Origin of the sequence: Streptantibioticus cattleyicolor NRRL 8057 = DSM 46488 (assembly GCF_000240165.1) — a bacterium.
Classification (GTDB): Bacteria; Actinomycetota; Actinomycetes; order Streptomycetales; family Streptomycetaceae; genus Streptantibioticus; species Streptantibioticus cattleyicolor.
Genome location: NC_017585.1, coordinates 1,779,292 through 1,793,897, shown reverse-complemented (window position 1 = coordinate 1,793,897; position 14,606 = coordinate 1,779,292). Strand labels below are relative to the sequence as shown.

At 70.8% G+C, this 14,606-nt stretch carries 14 protein-coding genes and 1 pseudogene; 10 read left to right on the top strand and 5 right to left on the bottom strand.

Annotated features, from left to right (window positions below; all coding sequences use genetic code 11):
- Positions 1–113 precede the first annotated feature (113 nt).
- Complete coding sequence (locus SCATT_RS35505; RefSeq protein ID WP_014150479.1) at positions 114–584, top strand: DIP1984 family protein; 471 nt, start codon at positions 114–116, stop codon at positions 582–584.
- 389 nt (positions 585–973) lie between these two features.
- On the opposite strand, the pseudogene SCATT_RS40200 reads toward SCATT_RS35505, so the two are convergent.
- A pseudogene (locus SCATT_RS40200) lies at positions 974–1,093 on the bottom strand (IS481 family transposase); the annotation flags it as partial.
- Positions 1,094–1,252: 159 nt separating this feature from the next.
- Positions 1,253–1,975 (bottom strand): class I SAM-dependent methyltransferase, encoded by a 723-nt coding sequence (locus SCATT_RS35500; RefSeq protein WP_231904877.1) that lies wholly within the window; start codon positions 1,973–1,975, stop codon positions 1,253–1,255.
- Between SCATT_RS35500 and SCATT_RS38385 the strand changes: the two genes are divergently transcribed.
- Positions 1,928–2,113: a hypothetical protein gene (locus SCATT_RS38385; RefSeq protein WP_193789276.1), complete on the top strand. Its 186-nt coding sequence runs from the start codon at positions 1,928–1,930 to the stop codon at positions 2,111–2,113. The genes SCATT_RS35500 and SCATT_RS38385 overlap by 48 nt on opposite strands.
- 72 nt (positions 2,114–2,185) lie before the next feature.
- Here the strand turns inward: SCATT_RS38385 and SCATT_RS38380 are convergent, their stop codons facing one another.
- Together SCATT_RS38380 and SCATT_RS35485 are read right to left on the bottom strand one after the other, a co-directional pair.
- A complete protein-coding gene (locus SCATT_RS38380; protein ID WP_014150482.1) occupies positions 2,186–2,641 on the bottom strand; it encodes a hypothetical protein in 456 nt (151 codons plus the stop codon).
- Between the two features lie 123 nt (positions 2,642–2,764).
- The gene (locus tag SCATT_RS35485) at positions 2,765–3,250 is read right to left on the bottom strand and encodes a DUF2716 domain-containing protein (RefSeq protein ID WP_014627171.1); all 486 of its coding nucleotides are present in this window, start codon (positions 3,248–3,250) and stop codon (positions 2,765–2,767) included.
- A 677-nt stretch (positions 3,251–3,927) separates the two neighbouring features.
- On the opposite strand from SCATT_RS35485, the gene SCATT_RS35480 reads away from it, so the two are divergent.
- The 8 genes from SCATT_RS35480 (at position 3,928) to SCATT_RS35445 (ending at position 12,612) form a co-directional block, all read left to right on the top strand.
- Positions 3,928–4,944 (top strand): LacI family DNA-binding transcriptional regulator, encoded by a 1,017-nt coding sequence (locus SCATT_RS35480; protein WP_014150485.1) that lies wholly within the window; start codon positions 3,928–3,930, stop codon positions 4,942–4,944.
- The gene (locus SCATT_RS35475) at positions 4,941–6,470 is read left to right on the top strand and encodes a sugar ABC transporter ATP-binding protein (protein ID WP_014627170.1); all 1,530 of its coding nucleotides are present in this window, start codon (positions 4,941–4,943) and stop codon (positions 6,468–6,470) included. The genes SCATT_RS35480 and SCATT_RS35475 overlap by 4 nt, the downstream gene beginning before the upstream one ends.
- Positions 6,460–8,409, top strand: a complete 1,950-nt coding sequence (locus SCATT_RS35470; RefSeq protein WP_014150487.1) for an ABC transporter permease/substrate-binding protein — start codon at positions 6,460–6,462, stop codon at positions 8,407–8,409. Before SCATT_RS35475 ends, SCATT_RS35470 begins: the two co-directional genes overlap by 11 nt.
- Before the next feature lie 41 nt (positions 8,410–8,450).
- Entirely contained in the window at positions 8,451–9,368 is a 918-nt protein-coding gene (locus tag SCATT_RS35465; protein ID WP_014150488.1) for a ribokinase, read from the top strand.
- Positions 9,365–9,754, top strand: coding sequence for a D-ribose pyranase (gene rbsD, locus SCATT_RS35460; protein WP_014150489.1), 390 nt, complete (start codon positions 9,365–9,367; stop codon positions 9,752–9,754). Before SCATT_RS35465 ends, rbsD begins: the two co-directional genes overlap by 4 nt.
- A gap of 196 nt (positions 9,755–9,950) precedes the next feature.
- Complete coding sequence (locus tag SCATT_RS35455) at positions 9,951–10,784, top strand: CPBP family intramembrane glutamic endopeptidase (RefSeq protein ID WP_014150490.1); 834 nt, start codon at positions 9,951–9,953, stop codon at positions 10,782–10,784.
- The gene (locus SCATT_RS35450; RefSeq protein WP_014150491.1) at positions 10,781–11,956 is read left to right on the top strand and encodes a sensor histidine kinase; all 1,176 of its coding nucleotides are present in this window, start codon (positions 10,781–10,783) and stop codon (positions 11,954–11,956) included. The genes SCATT_RS35455 and SCATT_RS35450 overlap by 4 nt, the downstream gene beginning before the upstream one ends.
- Positions 11,953–12,612: a response regulator gene (locus SCATT_RS35445; protein WP_014150492.1), complete on the top strand. Its 660-nt coding sequence runs from the start codon at positions 11,953–11,955 to the stop codon at positions 12,610–12,612. Before SCATT_RS35450 ends, SCATT_RS35445 begins: the two co-directional genes overlap by 4 nt.
- A 1,103-nt stretch (positions 12,613–13,715) precedes the next feature.
- Here the strand turns inward: SCATT_RS35445 and SCATT_RS35440 are convergent.
- Positions 13,716–14,606 (bottom strand): TIGR03621 family F420-dependent LLM class oxidoreductase, encoded by an 891-nt coding sequence (locus SCATT_RS35440; RefSeq protein ID WP_014150494.1) that lies wholly within the window; start codon positions 14,604–14,606, stop codon positions 13,716–13,718.

Below are 14,606 nucleotides of genomic sequence, written 5' to 3'. Positions count from 1 at the left end.
GACCACACTCGCTCCTGTGACTGGTCGGGTCTCCGGCAGATCAGAACCAGGTGCGTACGAGCTGGTTCGTACTCGTATACTCGTGCGAGTTCGTGGAGGGGGAGGTGGAGACAATGAAGCTTGCTGAGGCACTGGCAGAACGTGCGGAGGCGACGCGCCGTGTAGAACAGCTGCGAGCGCGTATCGTCAGCAGTGCGCGGTACCAGGAAGGGGAGACACCCGCCGAGGACGCAGCGCAGTTGCTGGCTGAGGCCGGTGAGGTACTTGACGCTCTGGAAACGTTGATCCGGCGGATCAACCGGACCAATGCCGCTGTGCAGATGGGTCCGGACGGCACGCTCACCGATGCTCTCGCACGCCGGGATGTCCTACGGTTGCGTCACTCCGTGGTCACCGCGGCGGCTGATGCGGCGGCGGGGAAGGGCGAGCGGGGATACGGCCGACAGCTTCGGTCGGAGCTGATGATGCTTTCCGCGCTTCCGGTCGCGGAACTGCGCGGACAGGCAGACGCACTCGCCCGGGAGATCCGCGAGGTCGATGTGCGGATCCAGCGTACGAATTGGGAAGTCTATCTGCTGGACTGAGTTCACCGGCAAGCTGGGAGATGTGGAGCAGGTAGCAGCTTCGGAGGCGTGCACACACCGAGGGCCGGCGGTTTTCCGGCCCACTCCTGGCGCGTGAGGAGCAACGCGGGGGTTCGACTCCCCTTATGACAATGCAGCTCAGCACCGCGTACAGGTAACAGTGCACATCGCACAGCACATCACCACGTGCAGATCCGAGGCAGCGAGGGCGGGATCGGGGCTTTCCACATCACAGCACCGTGGAGAACGGCGTTCTCCGGCGGCTACTGTTGGCGACTACGGCGGTGCTCCTCCATCTACTGCGAACGAGACCTCCGCGAAAGCCGGGTCGTTGGAGAACGCCGACAACCAATGTTCTCCGGCGCCCCGGCAACAGAGCACGTCCGCAGCCGGTAGCGGTTGACCCACTTTGGCGCGTATGCACGGGAGATCGTCATCTCGACAGCGACGTGGGCGATCGGTCGGCTCTTGCACCGTTGGATGAGGCGACGGCGCCTTTCGACGGACATGGGTGCAGGCGTGTGGCAAGAGGAGACCTCGTCAGTGATTGCTCTGCGGCATCTGCGCTTGCCGACCGGGCCATGAGCGGCAAGGGAGCTGCCTGGGGGCGGGGCAGCATGATCCACCGCTACATCATCCGGCGAAACGAACAGGCCCAGGACGAGCGCCTACGCGAGGTCGTGAGCAGGATGAACGTCGCCTGACGCAGCCGCGCCCCGGCGGAACAACGCGGTCCACAGGAACGCCACCCCGAACAGCGCCGACTCGGGCGGTTCCTCCCGCATGCGGCGCAGTTCGACCTCCATCAGGTCGGAGAAGATCCAACGCAGCGAGTCGGGTGTGTAGGCGAGGCCGCCCTGCAAATCGCGTTCACGGTAGAGGTCCGCGTCGGACAGCTCCGAACCCATTCCCGCCTCGCCGACGGCGAAGCTGGTGAGTGCGAGATGGCCGCCGGGGGCGAGAACGCGGTCGAGGAGGGCCAGGTAGCTGACGCGGCGGTGCGGCAGCAGGTGGTGGAAGCATCCTGAGTCGACGACCAGGTCGTACGGGCCGCTCAACTCGGTGACGGGGAGGGCGAAAGCGTCACCGCACAGGAAGCGGACGTCGACTCCGGCCTGGTCGGCCCGGTCGTTGCCCCAGGCGACGGCCACCGGGGAGAGGTCGACGGCGTCCACCTCGAAGCCGTGCGAGGCGAGGTAGACGGCATTGCGGCCCGGTCCGCAACCCAGGCCCAGGGCCCGGCAGGGAGCGATCAGACCCTGGTCGAGGTAGGCGGCCAGGTTCTCGTCCGGCTTCGCCGCGCCGTCGATGCCCGCTACCTCGACGGCTTCGCCAGTCTGGCCGTGCGGGTTCCCTGCTGCGGCTCCGCCGCCACGCTCGACGCGCTCCACTACCAGTGGCCCCTCGGCTTCGCCCGCTTCCAGATCGCCGTCACCAACCCCGAACGTATCTGGTTCACCGAGGAGGAACTGGCCGCCGTGGCCCATCAACTCGGGCACCCCGTCCGGCAGATCAGGGCCCACATCTGATCCAGGGCATCCGGGAACATCGGCCACCGGCACGGATCAGGAAGGGCCACGGCGCGCCCTGGGATGCCGCAGTCACCGCTCAGCCGCGGCCCCGAGAACCTGTCGGCGCACGCGCAGGTCACCGTTCCAGGTGTCGCAGTCGACACCACCGGACGGGAACAGGACGAGCAGGCCCGTCCGGCCCGTGAACGGGTCGAACCGCTCGCGGACCGCGGTCACCGGCTCCCCGAGGTGACGGTGGAAGGGAGAGCTGCGATCGGGCGCTACGTCGATCCGGCCCAGTTCGCCCAGATCATAAGCTTCCGGCGGGGGTGAGGCTGCTACGGCCAGACACCAGTCCGAACCTGCGGTGATCCAGGTCCAGGCACCGACGTCGTCGCGGAGCCACACATCGACCGGCTCTCTCTCACAGCGATCCACCACGGTCAGCCGCGACGCCACAACCTCCACCAGCCGCGTCCCGACCAACAGCGAAGGATCCTTGCCGGTCCCCTGAACCGGGCAGGCGGCCCGCGCGGATGGTTCCATAGGTGCTCTCCCGCCGGCTCGCAGGAAGACGCGCACCGTCCTCGTAGGTGTCCGCGAACGCGTACGCGTCGCACGAAGAGCGGCCCACCGCGCGCATGGCTGGGGGTGCGGGAGCGGGGGCTGTCAGGCGTCCTTGCCGACCGGCTCTCCGAGGACGGGGTTGAGTTGTGGCATGGTCCGGTCGACAAGGGCCTGTCCGAAGACGAGCAGTGTGTCGTCGGAGGCCTGGCCGAACACCCCGTAGCTGAAGTCGGGTGCTATGACGAACGCCGGGTCCGGGTCGGGGATGAAGGCGTTGCTCCAGACTGAGGCCGCCGCGCGGTGCGGATCGACGCTGTAGCAGAGATGTTGCCAGTCCAGGAGCAACAGGTCGGTGCCCTGCGGGGTACATGCTCGCAGCGCGTCGCTGACAACGCGGCACAGTGCGTCCACCCGGTCCTCGTCCGGGAAGCCGTCCGGTGTGGTCAGGCTGGCCAGTGACCAGGTCACGCTGGGGGCCGACTTGACGGAGGAGGGCCGCAGGTGGTCGAACCCGAGCCGGTGTTGAGCGGTATGCCACGCGGACGTTGTCTCCGCATCGTTCAATTCCCTGCGGAACGGGATATCCACGCAGCGCTCCTTTTGCGGTAGAGGTGGGGCCGCCACCGGCCCCACCTGGAGAGTAGACAAAAGAGTCCGCTCCCGCAGGTGCCCGCGGCAGCGGGGTCAGCGACCTGCCGACCACGGCCCGCATCACGTTCGATGAGCACTGCGGTGGCGCGGATGCGAAGTTCGCACCCGGCCCGCATGCCACGACACGGCTCCGGAGCCTGGGCGTCAGCGGCGGCGCGCCACCACCGTGACCACCCCGGTGACCGCGCTCACGCCTTCGAGTACGCTGCCCGCCGCCTCCAAGCGGCCGGATCAGCCCCGGGTAACGGGGTGTCTTCCCACCGTTTCGGTGCAGTCGTGGCGATCAAGTCGCCGCGCCGGTGCGACTGCGCAAGACGGTGGGGCGGGATCACGGCGCCGTTCCACGGCCTCTTCCGCCGCCGCTGATGCGGGCAGACGTGCTACACGCATGCGAGCGGTGTGATGTGCAGGGGCTGGTGGGGCGTCGCCTGACCGCCGCGGTCCGCAACGGTGGTGCGCTCCTGCGGGGCGAAGCCGGACCGGATCGCCTGCGGGACGGAGCCGACCGCGCTCGCCTGCCCACCTCGTCACGGTTCGATAACGCCCCCTTGTCTTGAAGGTGTGTAATCGATTCCAATCCTCGTGTAATCGATTACACGAGGAGGTGGCAGGCGATGGCGGGTATCAAGGACGTCGCCGCCGAGGCCGGGGTGTCCGTCGCCACGGTCTCGCGGGTGCTCAACGACCATCCGTCGGTCAGCTCCGAGGCGCGCGCCCGGGTGCTGGCCGCCGTGGCGGTGCTGGGGTACCGGCCGAACGCCGTCGCCCGTTCCCTGCGTACCGACCAGACCCGCACGCTCGGGCTGGTCATCAGTGATGTGCTCAACCCGTACTTCACCGAGCTGGCGCGTTCCGTCGAGGAGGAGGCCCGTGCGCTGGGGTACAGCGTGATCATCGGTAACGCCGATGAGCGGCCCGAGCTCCAGGACCACCATGTGCGGACGCTGCTGGACCGGCGGATCGACGGGCTGCTCGTCTCACCGACCGACGGCGGCTCGCCGTTGATGCTGGACGCCGCGCGGGCGGGGACACCGATGGTGTTCGTGGACCGGTGGATCAAGGGTGTGGACGTGCCGGTGGTCCGCGCGGACGGGCAGGGGGCCATCCGGGCACTCGTGGCCCACCTGTACGGGCTCGGGCACCGGCGGCTGGCGATCATCGCGGGGCCGGCCGCCACCACCACCGGCAGTGAACGCGTACGGGCGTTCCGGGAGGCCATGGCCGAGTACGGGCTCGCCCTTCCCGACGCCTACACCGGCCAGGGCGACTTCCAGGCCGGCAGCGGGCGGCGGGTGACCGAGAGGTTCCTCGACCTGGCCGAGCCGCCCGAGGTGGTGTTCGCCGCCGACAACCTGATGGCACTCGGCGCGCTGGACGCGATCCGCGCCCGGGGGCTGCGGGTCCCCGACGACATCGCGCTGGCCGCGTTCGACGACATCTCCTGGTTCGTGCACACCGATCCGCCGATCACCGCCATCGCCCAGCCGACGGGCGAACTGGGCCGGGCCGCCGTACAGGCCGTGGTGGCCCGCATCGAGGGACGGCCTCCCCGGTCCGTCACCCTTCCCGCCCGTCTCGTCGCGCGGCGCTCGTGCGGCGAGCCGTCCCCCACCCGAAGGAGCACGTCGTGAGCGACCCGGATGAGTTGCTGCGCATCGAAGGCATCCGCAAGGCGTTCCCGGGCGTGGTCGCGCTGGACGGCGTCGACTTCGACCTGCGCCGCGGCGAGGTGCACGTCCTGCTCGGTGAGAACGGAGCCGGCAAGAGCACCCTGATCAAGACGCTGTCGGGCGCCTACGCCCCCGACGCCGGACGGATTCTGGTCCAGGGGCGCGAAGTGCGCATCCATGGCGCCCAGGACTCCGAGCGCCTCGGGATCGCCACCATCTACCAGGAGTTCAACCTCGTACCGGACCTCACGGTCGCCGAGAACATCTTCCTGGGGCGGCAGCCGCGCCGCTTCGGGCTGATCGACCGCGGGAGGATGGAAGCGGACGCCGCCGCGCTCCTGGCCCGCGTCGGGGTGAACGTGTCGCCGCGTGCGCGGGTGCGCGAACTGGGCATCGCACGGCTGCAGATGGTGGAGATCGCCAAGGCGCTCAGCCTGGACGCGCGCGTGCTGATCATGGACGAGCCGACCGCCGTGCTCACCTCCGAGGAGGTCGAGAAGCTGTTCACCATCGTGCGGGCGCTGCGCGCGGACGGTGTCGGCATCGTGTTCATCACGCACCACCTGGAGGAGATCGCCGCCCTCGGCGACCGGGTCACGGTGATCCGGGACGGCAGGAGTGTCGGCCGGGTGCCCGCCACCACGCCGCAGGAGGAGCTGGTGCGGCTCATGGTGGGGCGTTCGATCGAGCAGCAGTATCCGCGGGAGCGGCCGGCGGACGCCGGACGGGCCTCCGCGCTGCTCACCGTCGAGGGGCTCACCCGGGACGGGGTCTTCCACGACATCAGCTTCCAGGTGCGCGCCGGGGAGGTCGTCGGCATCGCCGGGCTCGTCGGCGCCGGGCGCACGGAGGTCGCGCGGGCGGTGTTCGGCGCGGACCCGTACGACAAGGGCACCGTGAAGGTGGCGGGCACACCGCTCAGGCGCCACGACGTGGGCGCCGCCATGGCCGCCGGGGTCGGGCTGGTGCCCGAGGACCGCAAGGGCCAGGGGCTGGTCCTGGACGCCTCCGTGGCGGAGAACCTCGGCCTGGTGACGCTGCGGTCGGCCGCCCGCTGCGGGCTCGTCGACCTCAAGGGGCAGCGCCGGGCCGCCGAGCGGATCGCCGCGCAGCTCGGCGTGCGCATGGCGGGCCTGGGCCAGCACGTGCGCACGCTCTCCGGCGGCAACCAGCAGAAGGTCGTCATCGGCAAGTGGCTGCTGGCCGACGCCAAGGTACTCATCCTCGACGAGCCGACGCGTGGCATCGACGTCGGCGCCAAGGTCGAGATCTACCAGCTCATCAACGAACTCACGGCCGCCGGCGCCGCCGTCGTGCTGATCTCCAGCGATCTGCCCGAGGTGCTCGGCATGAGTGACCGGGTGCTGGTGATGGCCCAGGGCCGGATCGCGGGCGAACTCGGCGCCGGCCAGGCCACGCAGGACGCGGTCATGTCCCTCGCCGTCAGCACCCCTACCAACGAAGTGGAGGCCCACCGTGGCCACTGACACGCTCAAGAGCACGACGGGCGCGCGTGGCGCTTCGGGTGGTCTGCGTCGTCTGCTGCTCGACAACGGCGCGCTGACCGCGCTCATCGTCCTCGTGATCGCGCTGTCGGCGCTGTCAGGTGACTTCCTGACCACCGACAACCTGCTGAACATCGGTGTGCAGGCGGCGGTGACCGCGATCCTCGCCTTCGGTGTCACCTTCGTGATCGTCTCGGCGGGTATCGACCTGTCGGTCGGTTCGGTCGCGGCGCTGTCGGCGACGGTGCTCGCCTGGAGCGCCACCGCGCACGGCGTGCCGGTCGTGCTCGCGGTCGTCCTGGCCGTCGCCACCGGCGTGGTGGCGGGCCTGGTCAACGGCTTCCTGGTCTCCTACGGGAAGTTGCCGCCGTTCATCGCGACGCTGGCGATGCTGTCGGTGGGCCGTGGTCTGTCGCTGGTCATCTCGCAGGGTTCCCCGATCGCCCTGCCGGGCTCCGTCGCCCACCTGGGTGACACCCTCGGCGGCTGGCTGCCGGTGCCCGTGCTGGTCATGGTGGTGATGGGGCTGCTCACGGCGCTCGTGCTGGGCCGCACCTACATCGGCCGTTCGATGTACGCGATCGGCGGCAACGAGGAGGCGGCCCGTCTGTCGGGGCTGAAGGTCAAGAAGCAGAAGCTCGCGATCTACGCCCTGTCCGGTCTGTTCGCCGCCGCCGCGGGCATCGTGCTCGCCGCCCGGTTGTCCTCCGCGCAGCCGCAGGCCGCCAACGGCTACGAGCTGGACGCGATCGCCGCGGTCGTCATCGGCGGCGCGTCGCTCGCGGGCGGCACCGGCAAGGCGTCGGGCACGCTGGTGGGCGCGCTGATCCTGGCGGTGCTGCGCAACGGCCTGAACCTGCTGTCGGTCTCCGCCTTCTGGCAGCAGGTCGTCATCGGTGCCGTGATCGCGCTGGCGGTACTCCTCGACACCGTGCGCCGCAGGGCCGGGGCGACACCGGTGTCCGCGGGGACCGGCGGTGGCGGCAAGGGCCGGCAGGCGGCGACGTACGGACTGGCGGCCGTGGTCACCGTGGCCCTGGTGGCCGCGACCTCGTTCCTGCACACCGGCTCCGGCTCGGGCACGCCGAAGATGGGCCTGTCGCTGTCGACGCTCAACAACCCGTTCTTCGTGCAGATCCGGGCGGGCGCCCAGGCCGAGGCGAAGAAGCTCGGCATCGACCTGACGGTCACCGACGCCCAGAACGACGCCTCGCAGCAGGCCAACCAGTTGCAGAACTTCACCAGTTCGGGCCTGGGCGCGATCATCGTCAACCCGGTCGACTCGGACGCGGCGAGCAACTCGGTCAAGGCCGCCGACAAGGCGAGGATCCCGGTGATCGCCGTGGACCGCGGGGTCAACAACGCCAGGACGAACGCGCTCGTCGCCTCCGACAACGTGGCCGGCGGCGAACTGGCCGCGCGGACCATCGCCCAGAAGCTGGGCGGCAAGGGCAGGATCGTGATCCTCCAGGGTCAGGCGGGCACCTCCGCCGCCCGGGAGCGCGCCGCCGGCTTCGCCCAGGGGCTCAAGGAATACCCGGGCATCCAGGTCGTGGCCCAGCAGCCCGCCGACTTCGACCGGACCAAGGGGCTGGATGTGATGTCCAACCTGCTCCAGGCCCACCCGGACGTGCAGGGTGTGATAGCCGCCAACGACGAGATGGCCCTCGGCGCCGTCAAGGCGCTGGGCGCCAAGGCCGGTACGTCGGTGCAGGTCGTCGGTTTCGACGGCACCCCGGACGGGCTGGCCGCGGTCAAGAACGGCACGCTGTACGCGTCCGTGGCGCAGCAGCCCAGCCAGCTGGGCCGGATCGCGGTGGACAACGCGCTCAAGGCGGTCCAGGGCAAGGCGGTCGACCCGATGGTGAAGGTGCAGGTCAAGGTGGTCACGAAGGAGAACGTGGCCGGCTTCACCGGCTGACCGGCGGGAACCCTGGGCGGATGGGCGAGGAGGTACTTTGCATGGACGAGTACGACCTGCTGGTCGTGGGGTCGGCCAACGCCGACCTGGTGATCGGCGTCGAGCGGCGGCCCGCGGCCGGCGAGACGGTGCTCGGTTCGGACCTGGCCGTCCACCCCGGCGGCAAGGGCGCCAACCAGGCGGTGGCCGCCGCCCGGTTGGGGGCCCGTACGGCACTGCTGGCCCGGGTCGGCGACGACGCACACGGCCGGCTGCTGCTCGACGCGCAGCGCGCGGCCGGGGTGGACCCGGTGGGCGTGCTGGTGGGCGGGGCGCCCACCGGGGTGGCGCTGATCACGGTGGACCCGTCCGGGGACAACAGCATCGTGGTCTCGCCGGGTGCCAACGGCCGGCTCACGCCCGAGGACGTGCGGGCGGCGGCCGGGCTCTTCCAGGCATCCCGGGTGGTCTCCGCGCAGTTGGAGGTCCCGTTGGAGACGGTCGTGGAGGCGGTACGGCACCTGGCTCCCGGCAGCCGTTTCGTGCTCAACCCCTCCCCGCCGCGTCCGCTGCCGCGGGAACTGCTGGAGGCCTGCGACCCGCTGATCGTCAACGAGCACGAGGCCAAGGTGATCCTCGCCGGGGCGGACGGGAGCGGCGCGGACGTTGGCGAGGATCCGCAAGGGTGGGCGCGGGCGCTGCTCGCCCTCGGCCCGCGCTCGGTGGTCGTCACCCTGGGCGCCGAGGGCGCGCTGGTGGCGTGGCCCGAGCGGGTGGTCAGGGTGCCGTCGGTGACGGTGGACGCCGTGGACACCACGGGCGCGGGCGACGCGTTCACCGCGGCGCTGGCCTGCCGGCTGGGCGCGGGAGCGTCCTTGCAGGAGGCGGCCCGCTACGCGGCCCGGGTGGGCGCGGTGGCCGTCACCAGGCACGGCGCGCAGGAGTCCTACCCCACGGCGGCGGAGGTCGACGCGCTGTGAGGAAAACCGGCATCCTCAACCGTCACCTGTGCGGGGCGCTGGCCGAACTGGGGCACACCGACGGGTTACTGGTGTGCGACGCGGGCATGCCGATTCCGGCCGGGCCGCGCGTGGTGGACCTGGCGTTCCGCGCGGGGGTGCCGTCCTTCGCCGAGGTCCTGGACGGCCTGCTGGCCGAGCTGGTGATCGAAGCCGCCACGGCGGCGACGGAGGTACGGCAGGCCAATCCGCCTACGGCCGCGCTGCTGGAGGACCGCTTCCCCGATCTGGCCCTCGTCCCCCACGAGCGGCTGAAGGAACTCGCGGCGGACGCGCGTCTGGTGGTCCGGACCGGGGAGGCCCGGCCGTACGCGAACGTGCTGCTGCGGTGCGGGGTGTTCTTCTGAACTCCTGTCCGCCTGGCGGTCGACCGCCCGCTCAGCCGGACCGGGGTGGCGGGGGCTGTCCCCCGTGAGAGCTACGCGCGGGTGTCCTCTGTGAGGTGACGATTCCTGATCACCGGTTCCCTAGCGTTCAGTTCGGCCGCGGCGCCCGCTCGCGGACCGGACGAGAACCGGGAACGGGAACGAAGAAGGAGTCGTCTTGAAACTGGTGTGGCAGATCCTGGCCGTGGTCGTGGTCGGTGCGGTCGGCGGTCGGAGCGTCACCGCGGTGCGGGACGACCCGTGGCTCTCACTCCTCCTGGGCGCTGTGGCGGTCGTGCTCTCGGTGGTCGTCTACCGATGGGTCGTGGGGCGCACCGAGCGGCGCCCGGTCGCGGAACTGGCCCGCGAGGGAGCGTCCGGGTCGCTTCTGCGGGGCCTGGTCATCGGGGTCGCGATGTTCGGGTGCGTCATCGCGAACATCTCCTTCCTCGGGGACTACGAGGTCCACGGCCTGGGCTCGCCGACCGGAGCGATCGGGCTGGTCGGCTTCATGGCCGGCGCCGCCGTCTCGGAGGAGCTGATGTTCCGTGGCCTGCTCTTCCGGCTCGTGGAGCGAGGTCTGGGAACGTACATCGCGCTGGCGCTGTCCGGTGTGGTGTTCGGCGCGGTCCACCTGCTCAACAAGGACGCCACCGTGCTGGGCGCCATCGCCATCGCGCTCGAGGCCGGCGGCATGCTCGCCGCCGCGTACGCCGCCACCCGTTCCCTGTGGCTACCGATCGGCCTGCACTTCGGCTGGAACTTCGCGGAGTCCGGCATCTTCGGCACCGAGGTCTCGGGCAACGGCGACGTACACGGGCTGCTGGACGCCTCGACGTCGGGCCCCCGGCTGATCAGCGGCGGCGAGTTCGGGCCGGAGGCCAGCGTGTACGCGATGCTGTTCGGCGCGCTGCTCACGGTTGCCTTCCTGTGGCTGGCCCGCCGACGCGGCCACATCGTCCCCCGGCAGCGTGCCGGGCGCGTCGACGCCCTCGCTACACTCGCCCGGTGATCAGTCTTCAGGGGGCCGACCAGACGTGGCGCCGACTCGACGTCACCCTGCGCGACCTCCCCCTGGGGACACTGTTCCTGGTCGCGTCGTTCCTGCCGGGGCTGCGCGGCCACGGGACGCAGGTCGGGGACCTGCCGACCCGCCCCTTCGACGCGCTCGCCGGCGTGGCCCTCGCCCTCGAATGCCTCTCCCTCGTGGTGCGCCGGCGGTGGCCGGTCGTCTGCCTCGCGCTGGTCGCGTGCGGCTTCGCTCTCGACCAGTTGCGCGGCTACCACTCGGTCGCCGGTGCCACCCTGCCCATCGCGCTGATCAGTGCGGGCTCCCATCTGGAACAACGCCGGCGCACCACCGTGATCCTTCTCTCCGTGGCATACGTGCCACTGGCGATCGCGCTCAGCCGGCTCGGTTCGGGCGGCGAGACACCGACGGGGTTCGTGACGTTCTACCTGGTTCTCACTCTGGCCTGGGGGGCGGGGGCGTGGCTGCGTTCCGGTCGAGCCGCGGAGGCCGAACGCCGCGAGAGCGTGGCCGCCGAGGTCCGTGCCGCCGAACGCACCCGCATCGCCCGCGAGTTGCACGACGTGGTGACCCACCACGTGACCGCGATGGTCGTACAGGCCGAAGCCGCCCGCTACCTGACTGCCGCACCCGAGCGGCTGGAGCGGTCCCTGACCGCGGTCAGCGACACCGGCCGCCGCGCCATCACCGACCTGCGCCACCTGCTGGACCTGCTCAACCCCGACCACGGCGTCGGCACGGCGGAGGCCACGCGGACCAGGACACCGGCCGTCGGCAGGGTCGGCACCCTCGTCGAGCAGACCCGCCGGGCCGGGCAGCCCGTGGACTTCACCGAGCAGGGCACACCGCCGGCGTCGACGGGCAGCGCCGACCTCGTCGCCTACCGGGTGGTGCAGGAGGCGCTGACCAACGCCCTCAAGTACGCTCACGGCAGCCGCACTTCCGTACAGATCCGGTACGGCGAGAGGGAGATCACCGTGGAGGTCGGCACGGACGGAACCGGCTCACGCGCCGCCGTCGCCACCGGCAGCGGCCGGGGCCTTGCGGGCCTGCGGGAACGCGTCGACGTCCTGGACGGCGACTTCAGCGCCGGCCGCGGCGCGGACGGCAGCTTCACCGTCCGGGCACGCATCCCCCTCGGCGGCGCCTTGTGAGCGCACCGATCCGGGTCCTGGTCTGCGACGACCAGATGCTGGTCCGCACCGGCCTGGTCACCATCATCGGCGCCCAGCCCGACATGGAGGTGGTGGGCGAGTGCGCGGACGGGCGGACCGCGGTCGACCTCGCCCGGAAGGCGGAGCCCGACGTCGTCGTGATGGACATCCGCATGCCGGTCCTCGACGGCCTCGAAGCCACCCGACTGCTGGCCGGTGTCGGAGTGCCCCACCCGGTCAAAGTCCTCGTGGTGACCACGTTCAACCTGGACGAGTACGTCTACGAGGCACTACGTGTCGGCGCCAGCGGCTTCCTCCTCAAGGACGCCCCTCCGGCCCGGTTGCTCCACGGCATCCGGACCGTGGCCACCGGCGCGGCCCTCCTCGACCCCGACGTGACACGCCGGCTCGTCGGGCACTACGCCGCCCGCATCCGTCCCGCCGAGAACACCTCCCGCGACATCCCGCTCACACCACGCGAGTTGGAAGTCCTCCGCCTCATCGCGGAGGGCCTCTCCAACAGCGAGATCGCCGCGGCCCTCGTCATCAGCCAGGAGACCGTCAAGACCTTCGTCTCCCGCATTCTCGCCAAACTCCAGCTCCGCGACCGCGTCCAGGCCGTCGTCTACGCCTACCGCCACGGGCTGGCGACCTGAACTGGATGATGCGTCCCTGGTTCCGGCGGCCGGGTTCCGGCACGACGGATGCCGGTCCACGTGGCCGAGGGGTAGAGCGACTGCACGACTCCGGGGTCGGCGGCCTCGGACGGGGACGACGTGGCGGGCTGCGGTCGGAATCGCCGATGCGGGTGAAGCCGCCCGGCCACGGAACGCCGAAGGCGGACAGCCCGAAGCTGGTGTCGGTGTACCCGCTGTCGTACTTCACCTGGACGACCGAGTATGCGCCGTTCTCCCGCATGTTGTAGGACTCGACGGTGATCGACCCGTCTGGGTAGACGTCCGAGACGAACCCGACATGGCCGTTGCTGCTGCCCGGGATACCGTGCACCGTGTCCGGCGGGTTGCCGTCCTGCGGATCGGTGACGGCGTTGGGCCACCAGGGGGACCCAGCCGGCCGCCGGGATGCTGCCGGGAGGAGTCTGGCCCGCGGCGCTGCCCTGCAGGCCCGCCAGGTTCTCGTAGAGCTTCCAGGCCGCGAACGAATCGCACTGCACAGGTGATGCCCGGTCGTGCGCCGGTGGAGTGGCCGGCTGCGAAGGCCGGTACCCGTGCTGTCGCGCCGGCCGTCAGGGCGATGGTCTGCCCAGTCGTGGCGGCGGCCCTCGTCCACCAGGAGCGACCGCCGTTACGGACCGCAGTGCCGCCCCTCATCGCGCTGGCGGTCGCCCCCTGCTTCCCGGTGCTCATGAAGACATCCCCCTTCACCACGTGTGGTCGGGTTTCCGGCGCGGGTCCCTGGTCATATCCAGTGGGCGGAGCGGATTGACGGGAACACGACTCGCGCCGCGAACACGACCGCACAACAACTGATCAACGCCAGGGAACCCATGAGGGCGCCGGATGGGGCTGGTTCTGCGCACGATGGCCGGCGGACTCGGGCGCGAACGCCCCGGGGCCGGAGCAGTGCGGTCCCCGGCTCCCCCGGCTGCCGCCCCGGGCCGTCGCCGGCGCCGCCCGTCAACCCGGCAGCGGATACGGTCACGTCCCGCTTCACCAGGGCGTACGTGGACCAGGCCGCCGTCCAGGTCGACGATCGGCAACGAGCGTGCCGCGCGAGGGCCATGCTGAGCGGTGTGTTGTCACTCCCCGGCCAGGAGCTCGATCACCGGGGCGAAGGCGGTCATGTCGCGTTCCTGGACGCAGACGTAGGAGAACCCGTAGCGTTCCCGCCGTTCCAGGAGCATGGTCGCGATCTCCTTCGAAGTCCCGATCAGCAGTGTGGGAACGTCGGCCACCTGCTCGGCCGTGAGGTACGGCATGCGGCGGCGCAGCGCCTCGGTGGTGCCCCGCCGGTCGGCGGTCACCACCACCGACTGCACGAGGATGTTGCGTTCCGGCCGGGCGGCGCGGTCGCCCGCCACGTTCTCGAAATACCTGACCCTTTCCGCCATGGCGTCGCCGTCGATCAGTCGCAACGTGCCTCGTGAGGAGCCTGGCGCGAGTACCGCACCGGCGAACGAGACGATGTCCGCGTGTGCCGCGGCCAGTCGCAGCACCCGGTCACCGTTTCCGCCGACCAGCAGCGGCAGTTGTGGCGGTGCGTGCGTGAAGCCGAGGCCGCGGGGATCCGCCAGATGGCCAAGCAGGGAGACGATGGCCTCTTCCAGCCGTCGCACCCGGCTGCCGGCGGTGCCCCACTCGACCCGGGCCTTGTCGAATTCCGCGCGAACGTATCCGGTGCCCAGCCCCACCTCGACCCGGCCGTCGGTGAGGAGGTCCGTGCTGAGGATCTCCCTGGCCAGGAGGGTGGGATTCCAGAAGGCGCTGTTGAGGACGTAGGTGGTCAGGCGCACCCGCTCCGTCGCGGCGGCGGCGGAGACCATCGCGGGGAACGGGGCCTGTACCCCGAGGTGGTCGGGGACCGCGATGACGTCGTAGCCGAGCCGTTCGGCGGTGCGACAGCTCTGCCACCACTCCTGGCGCCCGGGACCCGGGACGAGGATGACACCGAATCGGAACCTGCTGGTCAC

Bases quoted from the DNA above. Each gene is read 5' to 3' on its own strand.
- SCATT_RS35465 (WP_014150488.1), top strand. From the start codon at position 8,451: ATGGACGAGTACGACCTGCTGGTCGTGGGGTCGGCCAACGCCGACCTG.
- SCATT_RS35505 (WP_014150479.1), top strand. From the start codon at position 114: ATGAAGCTTGCTGAGGCACTGGCAGAACGTGCGGAGGCGACGCGCCGT.
- SCATT_RS35480 (WP_014150485.1), top strand. From the start codon at position 3,928: ATGGCGGGTATCAAGGACGTCGCCGCCGAGGCCGGGGTGTCCGTCGCC.
- SCATT_RS38380 (WP_014150482.1), bottom strand. From the start codon at position 2,641: ATGGAACCATCCGCGCGGGCCGCCTGCCCGGTTCAGGGGACCGGCAAG.